The sequence below is a fragment of the Falsiroseomonas sp. genome, from assembly GCF_041690465.1.
In the GTDB taxonomy this organism is placed as follows: Bacteria; Pseudomonadota; Alphaproteobacteria; order Acetobacterales; family Acetobacteraceae; genus Falsiroseomonas.
The window spans coordinates 179713-197427 of the sequence record NZ_JAWLHG010000003.1; the positions used below are offsets into that span (position 1 = coordinate 179713).

15 protein-coding genes are annotated in these 17715 nt (G+C 72.7%); all 15 read right to left on the reverse strand.

Features of this window, described 5'->3' with window-relative positions; translation table 11 throughout:
- Positions 1–146: 146 nt before the first annotated feature.
- The 15 genes from ACESM1_RS04765 to ACESM1_RS04835 all read right to left on the reverse strand — a co-directional run bounded on the left by ACESM1_RS04765 (position 147) and on the right by ACESM1_RS04835 (position 17669).
- Positions 147–1109 carry a D-2-hydroxyacid dehydrogenase gene (locus tag ACESM1_RS04765; RefSeq protein ID WP_372618217.1) on the reverse strand — a complete coding sequence of 321 codons (963 nt, stop codon included), beginning with the start codon at positions 1107–1109 and terminating at the stop codon, positions 147–149.
- 52 nt (positions 1110–1161) lie between these two features.
- Positions 1162–1989, reverse strand: a complete 828-nt coding sequence (rsmA, locus tag ACESM1_RS04770) for a 16S rRNA (adenine(1518)-N(6)/adenine(1519)-N(6))-dimethyltransferase RsmA (protein WP_372618219.1) — start codon at positions 1987–1989, stop codon at positions 1162–1164.
- 71 nt (positions 1990–2060) lie between these two features.
- The gene (locus ACESM1_RS04775) at positions 2061–3350 is read right to left on the reverse strand and encodes a peptidylprolyl isomerase (protein WP_372618221.1); all 1290 of its coding nucleotides are present in this window, start codon (positions 3348–3350) and stop codon (positions 2061–2063) included.
- Positions 3351–3486: 136 nt separating this feature from the next.
- Positions 3487–5697, reverse strand: a complete 2211-nt coding sequence (locus ACESM1_RS04780) for an LPS-assembly protein LptD (protein WP_372618223.1) — start codon at positions 5695–5697, stop codon at positions 3487–3489.
- Between the two features lie 34 nt (positions 5698–5731).
- The gene (gene lptG / locus ACESM1_RS04785) at positions 5732–6865 is read right to left on the reverse strand and encodes an LPS export ABC transporter permease LptG (RefSeq protein ID WP_372618224.1); all 1134 of its coding nucleotides are present in this window, start codon (positions 6863–6865) and stop codon (positions 5732–5734) included.
- A 199-nt stretch (positions 6866–7064) separates the two neighbouring features.
- Positions 7065–8195: an LPS export ABC transporter permease LptF gene (gene lptF, locus ACESM1_RS04790; protein ID WP_372618226.1), complete on the reverse strand. Its 1131-nt coding sequence runs from the start codon at positions 8193–8195 to the stop codon at positions 7065–7067.
- A gap of 106 nt (positions 8196–8301) precedes the next feature.
- Complete coding sequence (locus tag ACESM1_RS04795) at positions 8302–9729, reverse strand: FAD-binding oxidoreductase (protein WP_372618228.1); 1428 nt, start codon at positions 9727–9729, stop codon at positions 8302–8304.
- A gap of 48 nt (positions 9730–9777) precedes the next feature.
- Positions 9778–10410: an aspartate/glutamate racemase family protein gene (locus ACESM1_RS04800; RefSeq protein ID WP_372618230.1), complete on the reverse strand. Its 633-nt coding sequence runs from the start codon at positions 10408–10410 to the stop codon at positions 9778–9780.
- A gap of 129 nt (positions 10411–10539) precedes the next feature.
- Complete coding sequence (locus ACESM1_RS04805; RefSeq protein WP_372618232.1) at positions 10540–10989, reverse strand: hypothetical protein; 450 nt, start codon at positions 10987–10989, stop codon at positions 10540–10542.
- A 66-nt stretch (positions 10990–11055) separates the two neighbouring features.
- The gene (locus ACESM1_RS04810; RefSeq protein ID WP_372618234.1) at positions 11056–12270 is read right to left on the reverse strand and encodes an MFS transporter; all 1215 of its coding nucleotides are present in this window, start codon (positions 12268–12270) and stop codon (positions 11056–11058) included.
- Between the two features lie 107 nt (positions 12271–12377).
- Positions 12378–13463 carry a hypothetical protein gene (locus ACESM1_RS04815; protein ID WP_372618235.1) on the reverse strand — a complete coding sequence of 362 codons (1086 nt, stop codon included), beginning with the start codon at positions 13461–13463 and terminating at the stop codon, positions 12378–12380.
- Between the two features lie 43 nt (positions 13464–13506).
- Positions 13507–14637, reverse strand: coding sequence for a phosphopentomutase (locus ACESM1_RS04820; RefSeq protein WP_372618237.1), 1131 nt, complete (start codon positions 14635–14637; stop codon positions 13507–13509).
- Positions 14638–14644: 7 nt separating this feature from the next.
- Entirely contained in the window at positions 14645–15427 is a 783-nt protein-coding gene (locus ACESM1_RS04825) for a sugar phosphate nucleotidyltransferase (protein WP_372618239.1), read from the reverse strand.
- A gap of 4 nt (positions 15428–15431) precedes the next feature.
- Positions 15432–16520: a glycosyltransferase gene (locus ACESM1_RS04830; protein ID WP_372618241.1), complete on the reverse strand. Its 1089-nt coding sequence runs from the start codon at positions 16518–16520 to the stop codon at positions 15432–15434.
- Between the two features lie 39 nt (positions 16521–16559).
- Positions 16560–17669: a DNA topoisomerase IB gene (locus tag ACESM1_RS04835; protein WP_372618242.1), complete on the reverse strand. Its 1110-nt coding sequence runs from the start codon at positions 17667–17669 to the stop codon at positions 16560–16562.
- Between the last annotated feature and the right edge of the window lie 46 nt (positions 17670–17715).

The window sequence follows — 17715 nt, forward strand, 5'->3', positions numbered from 1 at the left end:
AGAACGGCGGATACCTGGCGGACCGCTGCCACGGCCCGGTCAGGAGGGCGCCGGCTTCGCCTTCGGGCGGGAACAGGCCATGGCGGCGGGGCCGCGGGGAAATGACGTTGGGGTGTGCCGCCGAAACGGCGGAATTGCTCCCTGCTTCACACCACCTGGTTGAACAGCGCCGCCTCGCCGCGGCGCAGCCGGCCGAGATTCTCCTCCATCAGGTCGAGGACATTGTCCTCGTAGCGCCGTGTCTCGCCGCCCGTGTGCGGCGTGATCAGCACGTTCGGCATGGACCAGAGCGGGCTGTCGGCCGGCAGCGGCTCCTCCGCGGTCACGTCGAGCGCCGCCTCGCCGATCCGGCCGGATTGCAGGGCCGCGATCAGCGCCGCCTCGTCGCAGACCTTGCCGCGCGCGACGTTCACCAGCATCGCGCCGGGCTTCATGGCGGCGAAGGCGGCCGCGTCCATCATCCCGCGCGTCTCCTCGGTCAGCGCGCAGGTCAGCGCGACGATGTCGGCGCGTGCCAGCTGGGCGTGCAGCGCCTCCATGCCGTGGATCTCGTCGGCCCCCTCGGCGCCCCGCGCGGGATCGCGGCGCAGGCCGACGACATGCATGCCGAAGGCCTTGGCCAGTCGCGCCAGCCGCCCGCCGATCCGCCCGATGCCCACCACCACCAGCGTCTTGCCGCCGAGCTCGTCCTCGCGCCGCGTCAGGTCGCCGATCATGCCGCGCCAATGGCGCTTCGCCTGGTTGTCGCGGCCTTCCGGGATGCGGCGGGCGAGGGCGAGGATCAGCGCGATGGCGTGCTCGGAGACGGCGTTGGCGTTGGCGCCCTGCGCCGAGGCCAGGCGAATGCCGGCGGCGCGCAGCGCGGCCGGGTCGTACTGGTCCACGCCGGCGCTGATGGACTGGATGAACTTCAGCCGCCCCCCGGGCTTCGCCAGGTGGTTGCGCCAGAAGCCCGAGACCAGCAGCACATCGGCCTCGCCGATGCGGGCCTCCAGCTCCTCCAGGCTGCGCGCCTCGATCACCGGCAGGGTGCCGCCGCGCGCGGCGTAGCGCTCGGCGAAACGGTAGGCGACATGGGCGAAGAGCAGGGTGGGGCGCTCGGGCAGCATCGGGTTCTCCTGGCGTCGGGCGACCAAAGCGCCCTGCGGCGCTTGACGCAAGCTATCCCCGCGCGAGCAGCGTCCGCGCCAGCCGGTCGAACTCGGCGATGGAGAGCGTCTCCGCCCGGCGCGAGCCCTCGATGCCGGCGGCGGCCAGCAGACCCTCCGCATCGCCAAGCGACTTCAGCGCCCCGCGCAGCATCTTGCGTCGCTGGCCGAAGGCGGCCGCGGTCAGCCGCTCCATGGTGGCGAACAGCGCCGGGCCGGGGTCCTCGGGGTGCGGCACCAGGCCGACCACGGCGGACCACACCTTGGGCGGCGGGCTGAAGGCACCGGGCGGCAGGGTCAGCAACAGCGTGCCGCGGCAGCGCCACTGCGCCAGCACGCCGAGCCGGCCATACGCCTCGGTGTCCGGCGCGGCGGTGATCCGCTCGGCAACTTCCTGCTGGAACATCAGGGTCATCGATTCCAGCGCCGCTGCGCCGCGCAGCCATTTCACCAGCAGCGGCGTCGCCACGTTGTAGGGCAGGTTGGCGACGATCTTCCGCGGCGCCGGCAGCGCCGTCGCGGGGTCCACCGTCAGCGCGTCGGCCTCGACCACCTCCAGCCGGCCGGGATGCCGCGCGGCCAGCTCGGCGAGGGCGGCGACGGCGCGACGGTCGAGTTCCACCGCCAGGACCTTCGCCGCCTCGGTCGCCAGCAGCGCCCGCGTCAGCCCGCCCGGGCCGGGGCCGACTTCCAGCACATGGCGGTCCGCCATCGGTCCGGCGGCAGTCGCGATGCGGGCGCAGAGGGCGGGGTCGAGCAGGAAATGCTGGCCGAGCGACTTGCGCGCATCCAGGCCATGCCGCGCGACGGTGTCACGGAGGGAGGGAAGGTCGGCCGGCATGGGTCAGGGCGATCGCCACATCGCAGCGGGTTCCCCCGCCCCGGCCTTGCCCCGCAAAGGCGGGGGAGGGCTCAGGAGTTGTTCCGCATCTCGATCTGCGCCCGCCGGCGCAGCTCCCGCTGGGTCTGGCGGGAGACCAGTTCCGCGCGGTCGCGCACGATCGCGGCGCGGGCGATCTGCGGCGTGACCTCGGCCTGGTTCACCCGCTCGCGCGAGCAGACCATCACCACCGCGATGCCGTCCGGCGCGACGATCGGCTGGCTGGCGCGGCCGGGCTGCAGCCCGCCGATCAGCTGGCGCAGCGGCGGCGGGCTGAGCCCTTCAAGCCGCACCGGGCCGGGATCGGCCGGGCGGTCGCTGCCGCTGGTGCGGGCCGCCGCCTCGATCGCCTCGCAGCTGCGGGCGGAGGCGGAGAGTGCACGGGCGCGTTGCAGCTGCTGCACCTGCTGCGGCGTCGGCGCATCCGGGTTCAGCGTGGCGGTGAAGGGGAAGAAGGCCTGGCGAAGGGTCAGCATGGTGGCCTCGTCACGGCCGACCTCGCGCTTCTGGCGCAGTGTGACGATCTGGAAGCCGCCGGGCACGCGGATCGCGTTGCTGACGGCGCCAGGCGGCATCTGGGTGACGATGCGCCCGACCTCGGCGTCCAGCGCCTCCGGCCCGACCCAGCCGAGGTCGCCGCCCTGCAGCGCGGTCTGCGCCTGGCTGAACTGGCTGGCGATGATCGGGAAGGGCACGCCGCGGCGCAGCTGGGCGATGATGTCGTCCACGAAGCCGCGCACCTCTGGCTCCTCGGCCGGGTCGTCAACCGGGATGAAGATCTCCGAGACGAGATATTCCGGCTGGCCGGTGCGCGCCTGCTGGCTGGCGATGTATTCGGCCACCTCCGCCTCGCCCGGGTTCGCCTGCGGGCCGAGCAGCGCGCGGATCAGGCGGGCCCAGCCGATCTGGGCGCGGATCTGGTCGTAGAGGACCCGCGGCTCCACCCCGGCGCGGCGCAGCTGTGCGACCAGGCCGCCGGCCGGCAGGCCGTTGCGGCGTTCCAGCTCGGCAATCGCGCCGGCGACGTCCTGGTCGGTGACCGGGATCCGGCGGCGCTGCACCTCCTGCATGCGCAGCCGCTCATCCACCAACAGGCGGGTCACCTGCGGGGTGAGCCGGTTCAGCACCTCCGGCGAAACCGGCAGGCCGGCGTTGAGCGCGAAGAGCCGGCGCCGGCCTTCGATGTCGGCGCTGGTGACGATGTCGCCGTTCACCACCGCAACGATGCGGTTGACCTCCTGCGCCGCGGCCGGATGCGGCGCGGCGAGAGGGGTGGCGAGCAGGGCCGTGGCGAGCAGCAGGGCGCGGGCTTGGGGGCGCATGGACGACTCCTAGGCGGCCCGGGCGCGCGAGGGAAGGGGCCACTCGTCGGCGTGCGCGGGGTGCCGAGTGTTCTGGTGGTCCGGCGGCGGCCGGCCCCGCCGGCTGAGCGGCCGCCCGGCGCCCGAGGGCACCCAATCAAAGCGCGCGGATGCCGAAATCGCCGACCGTCTTCAGGGTGATGCGGAACAGCAGCGTGCTGCCGGTGGGGTCGTCGCGCAGCGTCTCCGAATCCTCGGTCCAGCGGCGAATGAAACGCGTCTCGAAGATCAGGCACTCATCCTCGTAGGTCAGCGCCAACTGGGCGGCCACCGGCTCCTCCAGCACACGGTCGTAGCGGCCGAAGGCGCCGAGCCGCCAATTGTCGTCCAGCCGCACGAAGCCGCCCATGCTGATCTCCTCGCGCTTGCGGAAGGCGCTGTTCGGTGCCGGGTCGGTGCCGAGATAGCCGGCGCTCAGGGAGAAGCGGCCGGCGAAGACGGTGCCCGTCGCCTCCCACAGCCGCGCATCCAGCCCGTCGCCGTCCAGCCGCGTGCGGCCGAGCAGCTCGAGCCAGGGCACCGGTGCGAAGCGCGCCCGCGCGACCCAGTCCGAGGCGCGATCCTCCAGGCCGGAGCCGGGCAGGAACAGCGCCTCGTCGCTGGCGCGGAAGCTGCGGCCGACGAGGCCCTCGACCTGGCCGCCATTGGGGAACAGCCAGGCGCCGCGCAGCGCGGCATCCACCCGGCTGCCGCCCTCCTGGCGGTCGCGGCCGGTGAAGCGGTTCAGCTCGAACAGGTTGGCGTCGGTGAATTCGAATTCCAGGCTGTCCTCCGGCGGGATGTGCAGCTGCCGCCCGGTATTCGGCCCGGTGACGAACTGCACCCGCGGCTCCAGCAACTGGCTGCCCCATTCTCCGGCGGAGCGCACCAGCGGCCAGCGCAGGTCGATCGCGGCGCGGAGGTTGGCATTGGTCCAGCCGCCACCCTCGTCACGCGGACCGAAGAACGGCCCCTGGTCGAGCTGGTCCACCCAGCCGGCGAGCAGGTCGGCCCGCCCGCGCAGCGTCCAGACCTCGCCGTAGCCGCCGACCCAGGGCAGCTCGTAGCCGAGCCGCGTGCCGACCCGTCGCGAATCGGTGCCGCTCTCGCGGACCAGCGAGTAGCCCTGGGCATCCAGGCTGAGGAAGCCGCCGAACGCATCCGCCGGGAACACCCATTCGGCATAGCCATAGGGCAGCACGAAGGGGATCTGCGAGGTGCCGACGCGCTGCAGCAGGCTCTGGTAGACGCGGCCATCGGCACGGGCATACCCCTCGGTGCCCCAGAATCCTTCCAGGTAGGCGGTGGAGGTCAGCACCTGCGGTGCGCCGTAGCGGTAGGCGCGGAGATAGTCGCGCGAGGAGGCGCGGTTCACCCCGAAGCCGGTGCGCCAGTTCTCGTCCAGCGCGAAGAGGCCCTGCGAGAAGATGCTCCAGCCGAGGCCGCCCTGGTCGGTGTCGTCGGTGCCGAGATGGCCGATCGTGCCCTCCAGCGCGATCGTCCCGCTGTTGAAGCGGCGCCGGTAGGCGGCACCGATGTTGCCGGCCTGGCGGGTGGCGAGCTGGGTGGTGATGGTGACGTCCGAACTCTCGTCGATCGCCCAGTAGTAGGGCTGCGACCAGAACGCGCCGAGCAGGCGCGTGGCGCCGAAGGTCGGCGAGAGGAAACCCGAGGCGCGCGGCGCCCCGGGCGCGGCGTGGCTCAGATAGGGCGTGTAGAAGACCGGCACGCCGAACACGTCGAGCGCGGCGCCGCGGTAGCGCACCCGCTGCTCGTCCGAATGCAGGCTGGCGATGCGGGCGCGGAGCTGCCAGAGCGGCGGCCGGTCGGGATCGGTCGGGCAGAGGTCGCAGGGCGAATAGACCACGCGGGCGAGGTCGGTGATCCGCCCGTCCGTGCGCCGCCCCCCGGCGGCGGCGACCCGCGCATTGGCCGCAAGCAGCCCGCGCAGGCCTTCGAGCACCGCGTCGCGCATCCCGCCCGAGAGTTCCGCGCGCTCGGCGAACAGAACCTGCCCGTCCGGCTCGATCAGCACGACGTTGCCGGTGGCGGTCGCGATCCCGGTGGTGCGGTTGTAGGTGAAGGTGTCGGCGCGCAGCACGCGATCGCCCTGCCAGGCCTCCACCCGGCCGCGCGCGGTGACGGTGTCGGTGGTTTCGTCGAACTCCACCTCCTCGGCGGTGAAGGTGACCGGCTCGTCGGAGGTGGTGCGCTCGCCGAGGCCGAACAGACCCGGCTGGGCCTGGGCGGCGGCGGGCGCGAGCAGCGCCAGGAGCCCGGTGAGCACCGTAGCGGGCAGGCATAGCCTGGGCACGTGGGTCCTGCCCATCACCTTGCCTCCCGCATCGGCTTTCTCTCCCCCATCAGCCGTCTTCCAGGTGCAGCAGCAGCGACAGCGCCAGCAGCAGCCCGGCCACGGTCGGCACCCAGGCAGCGAGGATCACCGGCAGCGATCCCGCCTCCCCGAACTCGGCACTGATGCGATCCACCACGAAGAGCGCGAATCCTGCCGCGACTCCGCCTGCGATCATCTGCGCCACGCCGCCCCTGCGGTTGTGCCGCATCGAGAAGCCGGCCGCCAGCAGCGCCATGGCCAGCGCCAGGATGGGCGTGGCCAGCAGGGAATGGAACTGGATGCGGTGCCGCACCGCGGAGAAGCCGGCCTGCTCCAGAACCTCGATGAAACCGGGCAGCGACCAGAAGCCGAGCGTCTCGGGCGAGGCGAAGCTGTCCTCGATGCGGCCGGGGGTCAGCTCGGTGGGCAGCTCGATGCGCTGCGGCCGGGTGGGCATGCGGTCGGCGCCGAAGCTCACCGCCTCCTCCAGCACCCAGGTGCCGGGGGTGAGCTGGGCGCGCGGCGCCTCGATCCGCGCCAGCGGGCTGTCGCCGGCCGACAGCCGCCAGACGGTCACGTCCTTCAGCTCGAACCGGGCGAAGCCGTCCCGGGGATCGGCCGGGCGCGCCGCGGTGGGCCGGCCGGCGACGATGGCGACGCCGTTCTCATCCAGCTCGCGGTCTGCCTGCCGCAGCCAGAGCCGCCCGCCGGCCAGCGAGGACATGCCGCCGCCGGTGCGCAGGAAACTCTGGTCCATCCGCTCCGCCCGCGCCAGCATCGCCGAGGAGAGCGGCGAAACGCCGGTCACCGCGATCGCGCCGAGCAGCAGCGCTACCAGCCCCGGCCCGGTGAGGAACCCCCAGGCGGAGACGCCGGCCGCACGCGCCACGATCAGCTCCGAGGAGCGGGTCAGCCGCCAGAAGGCGGTGATGCCGCCGAGCAGGATGGCGAAGGGCAGGATCTGCATCGCGACGAAGGGCAGGCGCAGCGCGGCGATGGTTGCCGGGATGTCGAAGCCGACACTGGGCCGGCTTGCGGCGCGGCGCAGCAGCTCGATGAAGTCGAACAGCGCGACCAGACCGGTGAGAGCGCACAGCATCAGCAGCGTGGTGAGCAGGAAGCCGCGGGCCACGTAGAGGCTGAGGGTGGGCGTGAAGGTCATGTGGTTGGCTGCGCCGCCGCTGGTGCGGCGCCGCCCCTCATCGGCTCCCATCGAAGCAACGCTTCGATGGGTTCCCTTCGCCGGGCGGCGGCCATCCGGCCGCCTTGGCTTCGCGACGCGTGTCGCGGCCGCCGTTCGGCGGCTCGGCCAGCCGGAAGTGCAGCAGGCCGCCAGCGCGGCGGCGATGGAGGGGAGTGCATCACGCCGCCACCGTGCGTCGTCGGTGCCGTGGCAGGCCGGGGGCGCCGAGCAGCCACCAGAAGGCGAGGATGCCGGGGACCGTGGCATGGGCCCAGACCAGCCAGACGAAGCTGTTGTCCCGCGTGGCCAGGTTGCCGATGGTCAGCCCCACCGCCAGCAGCCCGACGGTGATGCCGGTGCCGGCCACCAGCCTGAGCCCGCCGCCATGCCGCCGGAACTGCCCGGTCAGCGCCACCGCCAGCCCGACCAGCGCGTAGGTCGCCGCGGTGAGCGGCGCCGAGAGGCGCTGGTGCGCCTCGGCGTAGAAGCGCGCGACCTCGCGCGGGCGAAGCTGCTCGGCCGGATCGGGGTGCAGCAGCTCGTCCACGCTGCGCTCCCGCGAATCGCGCGCGCGCACCTCCTCCTGCCGCGTGGCGCGGGCCAGGTCGAGACTGTTCTCGCGGAAGGAGAGCACGGAAAGGCGCGGCGGCTGGCCGGGCGAGGGGCGCTCCATCTGCTGGCGCACGCCGTTCAGCAGCACGACGCGCGGGCCGAGCGGCGTGGAGGTGATGCGGCCCCGCTCGGCGATGATGGTCACCGGCGCACCGGGCTCGCGCTGGTCGTGCACCAGGATGCCGCGCAGCGTGCCGTCGCGCTCGCGCGTCCGGGCATAGACGGTGAGGTCGTCGCCGACCGAGGCGAAGACGCCCTCCTGCAGCAGGATCGCCGCCATCTGGTTGCGGATCTCGAACTGCCAGACGCGGAAGGCGCCGTGCGAGAGCGGCACCAGCCACAGGTTCAGCACGAAGCCGATCCCCACCGAGACCAGCGCAATCAGCATCCCCGCCCGCGCCAGCCGCGCCTGCGAGAGGCCGGCGGCGCGCAGCACCACGATCTCGCGGTCGGTGCTCATCCGGACATAGACGAACAGCACCACGACGAAGGTGGTGATCGGCAGGATCACCGCGACGAAGCCCGGCAGCATGAGGCTGGTGAGCTCCAGGAACACGGCGAGTGAGAGGCCGCGGTCCAGCACCAGTTCGATGAAGCGCAGCGACTGCGTCAGCCACACCAGCGCGGCCAGCCCCGCCGTCACTGCCAGCAGCCCACCCGCGAGCTGGCGCAGGATGTAGCGATCGATCCGCTTCATCGCGCGCGCTGCTCTCTCCCCCGCATTGCGGGGGCCTGGACGCCGAAGGCGTTCAAGGCCGCAGGCCGGCGGGGTGAGGGAAAGCCCTGCGCAGGCGACCTGGTGCTCACGGCAGCACCTTGCCCGGATTCATGATCCCCTTCGGATCGAGTGCCGCCTTGATCGCCCGCATCGCGGCAAGCTCCGCCCCGCCGCGCCATTCCTCCATCATGTCTGTCTTGAGCCGCCCGATCCCGTGCTCGGCGCTGAAGCTGCCGTCCAGGTCGCGCACGATCGCGTTCACGCAATCCATGATGTCGTGGCTGCGCGCCAGGAACGCCTCCGGGTCCATGCTCTCCGGCTGTTCCAGGTTCATGTGGATGTTGCCGTCGCCGATATGCCCGAAGGGCACCGGCCGGCTGCCGGGGATCAGCGCCGCCAGCGCAGCGGAACAGCGGCGGATCATCTCCGGCACCTTCGAGACGGGCACCGAGACGTCGTTCTTCACGCTCGCGCCCTCGCGCTTCTGCGCCTCCGGGTGTTCCTCGCGGATGCGCCAGATCTTCTGGGCCTGCGCCTCGTTCGCGGCGATCGCGGCGTCGGTCACCTCATGGGCGCCCATCGCCTCGAACAGCACCGCCTCGGCCATCTCGCGCAGCCCGGCATCGGGGCGGGAGGAGGCGAGGTCCACCAGGACGTAGTGGTCCGCGCGGCTCTCCAGCGGCAGGCTCACGCCCTCGATGTGCTTCACGGCAAAGTCCACGCCGGTGCCGGACATGTATTCGAAGGCGCGCACCGCGGTCTCGTCGCGCTCGCGGAAGCGGCGGAACAGTGCCAGCGCGGCCTCCTCGTCCGCCACCGCGCAGAACGCGACCGCGGTGTCGCGCGGGCGGGGGAACAGGCGCAGCACGGCGGCGGTCACGATGCCGAGCGTGCCCTCGGCACCCACGAACAGATGTCGCAGCGCATAGCCGGTGTTGTCCTTGCGCAGACGGCGCAGCCCGTTCCAGATGCTGCCATTCGGCAGCACCACCTCGAGCCCCAGCATCAGCTCGCGTGCGTTGCCGTAGCGGACGGTGGTGTTGCCGCCGGCATTGGTCGAGAGCACGCCGCCGATGGTCGCGGTGCCCTCCGCGCCGAGGCTGAGCGGGAACAGGCAACCCGCGGCGGCGGCGGCGTCCTGTGCCGCCTTCAGCACCAGGCCGGCCTCGGCGGTCATCGTCATGTCGGCGACATCGAGGTCGCGCACGCGGTTCATGCGCGTGAGGGAGAGCACCAGATGGCTGCCGCTCTCATCCGGCACGGCGCCGCCGACCATGGAGGTGTTGCCGCCCTGCGGCACCAGACGCGTGCCGGTCTCGGCACACAGCTTCACCACGGCGGCGACTTCCTCCGTGGAGGCCGGGCGGGCGACGGCCGGGCTGGCGCCCTGGTAGAGGGCGCGCCAATCCGCCAGATGCGGGGCGATATCGGCCGGCTCGGTCAGCAGGCCGCGCGGGCCGAGGATGGCAGACAGCCGGTCGAGCAGGCCGGCGGGGACGGGGAGGTCGGGCATGACCTTCCCCTCTTATACCGGCTGGCCGGACTCTGCACCCGTGCGGGGCTACCCGCCCAGCGCCCGCTTCAGCTTGCGCACCGCGCTGCCCGGCGTGCTCACCACCGGCCGCCCGGTCGCCGCGGCGACCAGCGGCGCCGCGCGCGCCAGGCTGAACTGGCCGAGCAGCACCACATCGCAGCCCTTCAGTGCGGCGGAGGCCTCCGCCGCCAGCCGATCATGCGCCTCGACATCGCCGGAATCGAGCGCGGCGAGCGCGCCTTCGGCGAGGCACGGCACCACCTCCACGCCCGGCGGGAACTCGGGCGGCATCGAGGCCAGCGTGCCGGGGAAGGTCGCCAGCAGGCCGATGCGGCGGCCCATCCCGACCGCCTCCTCGATCGCCGCCTCGTTCGGCTTGAGCACGGGCAGCGGCGCCAGCTCGCGCGCGCAGCTCTCGATGCAGGGGCCGAAGGCGGAGCAGGAGAACAGAATCCCCTTCGCCCCCGTGCCGGCGGCGTAGCGCGCCAGGGTCAGGAAGCGCTGCGTCATCGCCGTTGTCAGTCTGCCGTCCTGCGCGAGGTCGGCGGAGAGGCTGTCATCCAGCAGGTTCATCAGCCGCGCCTCGGGCCAGTGCTCCCGGAAGGCGGCCTCGATCGGCGGCGGCGAATGGCGCAGCGCATGGATCAGCGCGATCCGCATGTTATCTGCCCTCAGAGGCCGGGCGCGGGCTCCGCCCGCTTGGCTTCGTCGTGCCGAGGGCACGCCTGCGGCGTGACGCACTCGCCGCGGCGGCCAGCCGGCGGCCGGACTCCCCGTTGTCTCGCACGCTCACGGCCCCACGCAGCGCTTCAGCGGGGAGGGGAACTCGTCGCAGTCGGGGAAGACGATCTCGTCCGGCCCGCGCCGTTCCACCCGCAGCGCGTTCGGCCCGCCCGGGCAGCCGAAGCCGATATCGGGCGGCAGCCGCGCGCCGAAGGGCGTGGCCTGCGGCGCCGCGGGCACGAAGCGGAATTCCAGCGCCTCCGGCCCGGCCGTGACCGTCTCGACCAGGCGCTGACGATAGACCACGTCGAGCGCGGAGGCGCGCAGCACCACGTCGCGGGTGAAGATCACCGTCGGCTGGCCGAGGCAGCGCGCCCCGGTGGTCTCGCCGGCCGGGAAGATGCCGCCCGTCCAGGAGCCGAACACCCAGGCATGCGGCGGCTCGGCGCGCTGCTGCGCCTCCAAGCTGCCGCCAAGCGCCAGCACCATCGCCACCGCCAGCATCCATCGTCGCATGCCGTGCCCCTCATGGTCCGGGGGGCATCCTAGCTGCCCCGGCCGGGATCGCCTATCGGCCGGGGGTCACGCCCGCGCGGGCGCCACGGCTGGCGGCGCGGGATCCTTCACCGGCATGTGGATCAACGCCGCGAAGGCGGCACCGAGGATCCCGATGGTCCACATCAGGTCATAGGAGCCGGTGCGGTCCAGGATCAGCCCGCCGAGCCAGGCGCCGGTGAAGCCACCGATCTGGTGGCCGAGGAAGACAAGGCCGAACAGCGTCGCCAGCCAGCGCGTGCCGAAGTTGCGCGCCACCAGCGCCACCGTCGGCGGCACGGTGGACAGCCAGAGCAACCCCATCAGCGCCGAGAAGACCAGCACCGTCTCGGTCGTCTTCGGCACCGCCATGAAGCCGGCCATCAGCACGCCGCGCGCGGCGTAGATGGCCACCAGCAACTCCCGGCGCCGCCAGCGCTGGGAGAGTTCGCCGGCGGCCAGCGAACCGGCCACGTTGAACAGCCCGATCAGGGAAATCGCCCCCGCGCCGACCGCCACCGGCAGCCCGCAGGAATGCACGAACCCCGGCAGGTGGACCGTCAGGAAGGAGACATGCAGGCCGCAGACGAAGAAGCCGAAGAACAGGAACCAGAAGGTCGGCGTGCGGAAGGCGCGCGAAAGCGCCTGCCCGGCGGTCTCCTCCGTGGCGGCAGCCGCCTTCGGCGCCGGCCGGTCCTTGAGCGGCAGGGCGAGCGGGATCATCAGCAGCGCCACCGCGGCCATCGCGATCAGCGTCCATTCCCAGCCCAGGCCCGCGATGCCGAAGCCGGCCAGCGGCACCACCAGGAACTGCCCGAAGGAGGAACCGGCCGTGCCCAGCCCGACCGCGCGCCCGCGGCTTTCCGCCGGCAGCAGGCGGGTCAACGAGGCGATGATCACCGGCATCCCGGCCGCCGAGACGGCGACCCCCATCACCACGCCGCCGAAGAAGGTGAACAGCGCCAGGTCGGGCGCCAGCGCCATCCCAAGGATGCCGACCGTATAGAGCGCGGCACCCCCCATCACCACGGCGCGCCCGCCGATCCGGTCCGCGATCTGCCCGCAGATCGGCTGGAACAGGCCGTTCAGAAGCACCGAAAGCGCGATGGCGAAGGCGAAGCCGGAAGCGCTCCAGGCATGCGCTTCGGTCATCGGCGCAAGGAACAGCCCGAAGGATTGGCGCAGCCCCGTGGCCAGCGCCGCGCCCAGCACCGCGCAGAAGATCAGCAGCCCCGCGGCAACCGGGGTGGACCGGTCGGTCATGGCAGGCTCCGAGTGTTTCGGTCGGAAACCTTGCACCGCAGCAATCACGGCTCAACCGCCGACATGCTCGTGCGGCGCATTGCTGCCCCGCGCCGATGCGCGCCCACTCAGCCCGCCTTGCGGATCGCCAGGCCGAAGGAGGTGGAGACCATGTTGCCGTTGCGCTGGCGCAGCCCGGGCACGCCGCCCGCCTCCCCCCGCACCTGCTCATCCGCCCGGTCGCTGCCCGGATGGGTGTTGAGCGGCAGCAGCCGGTGGCCGGACTGCATCAGGCGCTCGGCCAGTGCCTCGATGTCGCGCCGGCGCAGCAGCGTCGCCTGCTTCGTCTCCAGCGTCGGGCGGTCGGAGGCGAGATTGAACGCGAAGGTGTGCAGCGCCAGCCCGCCGGGCTTGAGCGGCGCCAGGCTCGCCTCGAAGAAGGCGAGCGTCGCCTCGATGGTGCGGAGCCGGGTGGTGACGCCGCTGGACCAGCAGAAGTCGAACTCGCCGGGGGGCAGGTTGGCCAGCTGGTCGAGCTCCAGCCCGGCAAAGCCTACCAGCCGGTCGAACTCCTCCATATGGACGACCTCGGGGTAGAACAGCCAGCTCCGGCGGGTCTCGGCGGCTTCCTGGTCGGCGACCTCGTCGCTGGTGGCCAGCACCTCCACCCCGCGGGATGCAACCAGCGCCGCCAGGCGCTCGCGCCCCACCTGCAGCCCGAGGCCGCGCCGGCCCGGGGCGATAAGCCCCTCCGTCGCCAGCACCGAGACGATCCAGGCCTGCTCCCATCGTGGCCGGCCGCGGCCTTCCGGGAAGCCCATGGCCTGCGTGATCTCGACATAGGCAGGATCGTCGAATTGCGAGGCGGTGCAGAGCTGGCAGACCGGCTGTTCCAGGTCGGGCGGCGCGAAGCGCCACTCCAGCCCCTCCACGGCCGGCGGGCGCAACAGGAACAGCGGCATGCGCCAGGCCGGGAAGCCGGTGAGCACGGAGTCGAAGAAGTCGTGGAACTCCGGGGTGCGGGTGAAGGCACGGCGCAGCGCGTTCAGGTCGGGCTGGCTGCGGTACTGGGCGAATTCCTGCGCGTCGCGCGGCTCGCGCCCGGCCAGCAGGCGGAAGGCCCAGGCCACCGCCTCGTCCGGCAGGCCGCGGCGCGCCGCCTCGGCAGCCGCGCGTGCCGGCCGTTCCTCCTCGTCTTGCCCGTCGTTCTGCATGCCGGGCGTTCCATCACAGCCGCGGAGGGGGGGCAAGCCCGGCTCAGCTCAGCACGCTCCGGCCCTGCGGCCAGGGCGGCAGCGCGAAATGCGCGGCGAGGCTGGCGGCGACATCGCAGAACCCCTCCCGCGTGCCGAGCGCATCGGCGCGGCCGCGATGCAGCACCAGCAGCGGCACCTCCTCGCGCGTATGGTCGGTGCCGGGGTGGGTGGGGTCGCAGCCATGGTCGGCGGTGAGGATCACCAGATCCTCCCGCGCGACCTGCGGCAGGAACCCGCCGAGCCAAGCATCGAAGGCGGCGAGTGCGGCGGCGAAGCCGGCGACGTCGCGCCGATGGCCGAAGACGGTGTCGAAATCCACCAGATTGGCGAAGACGAGGCCGTCGCGCAGCTCCTGCCAGGCCTCCGCGATGCGCAGCATGCCCTCCGCATTGTCGGCGGTCGGCCGGGACTCGGCGATGCCGCGCCCGGCGAAGAGGTCGGCGACCTTGCCGATGGAGATGACGGGCAGACCGGCCGCCACGATCGCCTCCAGCACGCTCGGCGGCGGCGCCATCGCGTAGTCGTGCCGTCGCGGCGTGCGGGCGAAAGCGCCTGGCCTGCCCGTGAAGGGGCGCGCGATGACGCGGCCGATGCGCCACGCATCCGCATGGCGTCGCGCCACCTCGCAGATCGCGTGCAGGCGCGGCAGCTCGATCACCGCCTCATGCGCCGCGATCTGCAGCACCGAATCGGCCGAGGTGTAGAGGATCGGCCGGCCGCTGCGCATGTGCTCGGCGCCCAGCTCCTCGATGATCGCGGTGCCGCTGGCGGCGACATTGCCGAGGAAGCGCGCGCCCGCCTCCGCCTCGACGACCCGCACCAGTGCATCCGGGAAGCTGGGGAAGACAGCGAAGGGCGTGTCGAGCACGATGCCGGCGAGCTCCCAATGCCCGGTGGTGCTGTCCTTGCCGGCCGAGCGCGGCCGCATGCGCCCATGCGCGGCACCTGGCACCGGCGCATCCGCCCGCCCGAGCAGCCGGTGCAGGCCGAGCGCGGCGAGGCAGGGCAGGGCGACGCCGGTGGCATCCAGCACATGCCCGAGCGTATCGGCCCCCGCATCACCGTAGCGCCCGGCATCGGGCGCGGCGCCGATCCCGGCACCATCCAGCACGATCAGCAGGGCGCGCGGCATGGCCTGGCTAGGCGCGCGCCGCGCCCTGCAGCGCGCGGAAGGGCAGCACGGACGCCTCGCCCTCCTCCGGCCCGTCGCCGAGCAGCGCCGCCGCCTCGCGCCAGCCATGCAGGGTGCCGACATCCACGTAGCGCGTGCCGTCGCGCAGGCCGAAGGCCTCGCCGCCGCCCGCGATCCAGGCATTGACCAGCGTGCCGATGTACTCGTCGCCACGCCCCGGCTGCCGCCAAAGCGCATGCAATTCATGCAGCACCCGGCCGGGCATGCGGAACGCGCCCCACACCCAGCGGGAGCGCGCGCCCTGCCGCTTCACCTCGATCTCCTCGATGCGTCCGGTGTCGTCGGTCACCACCGCATCGAACAGCTCCGGCCGCGCCACCGGAAAGAGCAGGAAGGAGAGGCGCCCTGGCGGCAGTCGCGCCAGCCCGTCGCGCGGGAACCAGATCGTATCCGGCAGGCCGATGACGACCTCCTCCTCGGGTGCGATGAAGGGCGCGGCGCAGAAGATCGCATCGCACAGCCCGGCCGGCTCCGCCTGCACCGCATAGGCAATGCGCGCATCGCCGATGCACGCGCCATAGTAGTTCACGATATCGCTCTTGCCTGGCGAGATGACGATGCACAGCCGGTCCACGCCGGCCGCCAGCATGCGCTCGATCAGGTGCTCGCTGACGGCGCGCGGGCGCTCCACGCCGCCGTCGAGCCGGCTGCCTACCGGCAGCAATTCCTTCGAGAAGGCAAGCGGCTGGATGCGGCTGCCGAGCCCGGCGGCCGGGATGATACCCCACATCGGCTCAGCTCCCCATCGCCGGCACGGCTACGCGCGCCGCTTCAAGTGCCGCGAGCAGCTGCGCGGCGCGATGCGCGCCGGTGTGCTCCGCCAGCGTGCGGTCACGCGCGCGGCGGGCGATGCGAAGCCGCTCCGCCTCCTCCATGTCGAGCGCGGCGAGCGCCTCCTCGGTATCGCGCGCGACGACGATCTCCTCGCCCGGCCGGTAGAAGGCGTCGAGCCCGTCCCAGGCGTCGGTCAGCACCGGCGTGCCGCAGGCAGCCGCCTCGAACAGCCGGCCGGAGGGGCACCAGCCGAGCGCGGCCATGTCGCGCCGCGTGACGTTCAGCGCGAGCCGCGCGGAGGAGAAGAAGGCGGGATGCTCCGCCGGCGGCATGTGGCGGACGAAGTGGATGTTCGCGGTCCATGGGAAGTCGCGCGGATACTGCGCACCGCCGATCACGAAACGCTGCGCGGGGCGGCGCCGTGCCGGCTCCACGAGCAGGCGGTCGAGCACCGCTTGGCGATCGGCGGCGAAGGTGCCGAGATAGGAGAGGTCGGCCGCATAGGTCGCGATGGGCGGCGCCGGGTGGTGCGCCTGCGGATCCACGCTGCCGTAGAGCGCCGCGACGCGCGTGGCACCCAGTTCCTGCCGCAGCCGGTCCAGCGCGGCGCCGCCGGTGTAGCTCAGCACAAGGTCGAACCCGGCGAGGCCCGAGGCGGGAAGATAGGCCGGCCGCTCGCCGGCCGCGAGGCGCGCCAGCGTCACCGGCGTGTCGAGATCGTAGAACACCCGGATCGGGCGCGCCGCCTGCATCATCAGCGCCGCCGCGGCGGGGCCATCGGCGCAATAGGACGTGACGATCGCCGCGTCCGCATCGCGCAGGTCGTGTGCGGCGCGCGTGCGCACCTCCGCCCAGTCGCCGTGCATCACGACCTCGAGGCCAGGAATGGAGAGCGGGTCGCGTGCCTCCGCGTACCAGGGCTGGTCGCGCTCATAGAACACAATGCGATGGCCGGCGCCGCCCAGCGCCTTGCACAGCGCACGCCACAGCGTCGCGTGCCCGTTCCCCCATGCGGAGGTGATGGACAGGCCGAAGACGACGAGCTTCATCCGTTCCCTCGCGGCGCGCTGCCCGCACGCAACGCGCAGCTACTCGCAATCGTTCGGCCGGCGCCCCGACGATTCCCCGGCTCGCAGCCGCGCGACCAGCAGCGCGAGTACCGCCGCCTCCTCCGCCGGCAGGCCGGCGAGCTCGTCGCGCAGTTCCGCCTCCGCCAGCTGCTCGATCTCCTCCAGCAGGGAGCCCTCGAGGTAGAGGTCCAGCACGGCCGGGTGGACGTAGCATTTGCGGCAGATCGTCGGTGTGTTCCCGAGCCGCGCCGCCACCCGCTCGATCGCCGCGCGGATGTTGCGCTTCGCCGCCGCCTGGCTGTCCACGCGCTCGAACTCGCGCAGCGCCAGCGCGGCCAGGACGGTGCCGGCCCAGGTGCGGAAATCCTTGGCGGTGATGTCGCGCCCGCCGATCTCGCGCAGGTAGTCGTTGACGTCGGCGGAGGTCACGTCGCGCGTCTGGTCGGCTTCGTCCACGTACTGGAACAGCTCCTGCCCCGGCAGATCCTGGCAGGCCCGTACGATGCGCGCGATCCTCCGGTCCCGGATGCCGAGCTGCCAGACACGGCCGCTCTTGCCCTTGAAGCGGAAGCGCAGGGCGTCGCCCGCGACCGCGACGTGGCGATCCTGCAGCGTGGTCAGGCCGTAGCTGCTGTTCTGCCGCGCGTAGTCGTCATTGCCGACGCGGATCAGCGTCGCCTCCAGCAGATGGACCACGGTGGCCAGCACTTTCTCGCGCGGCAGGCCCGGGCGGCGCATATCCTCGGCGATGCGCTCTCGGATGCCGGGCAGGGCGCGCGCGAACTCCACCAGGTGTCCGTATTTCGCGGCGTCGCGCATCTCGCGCCAACGCGGGTGATAGCGGTACTGCTTGCGCCCGCGCTCGTCGCGACCGGTGGCCTGGATGTGTCCCTCGCGATGCGGGCAGATCCACACCTCGGTCCAGGCCGGCGGGATGGCAAGCGAACGGATGCGCTTGAGCGTCGCCTGGTCCCGCACCGCCCGGCCGGCCGGCGCGCGATAGCTGAAGCCCTTGCCGGCGCGCCTACGCGTGATGCCGGGCTCTTCGTCGGAGACGTAGCGCAGCCCTGCCTCCGCCGCCGCGTCGCGCGGATCAACGACCGGCGTCGCGTCGTCGTCGAAGGGCATGTGGCGGGAACCCGGGTCGTGCGTTGCGGTTCCGTGGGCGCGAACC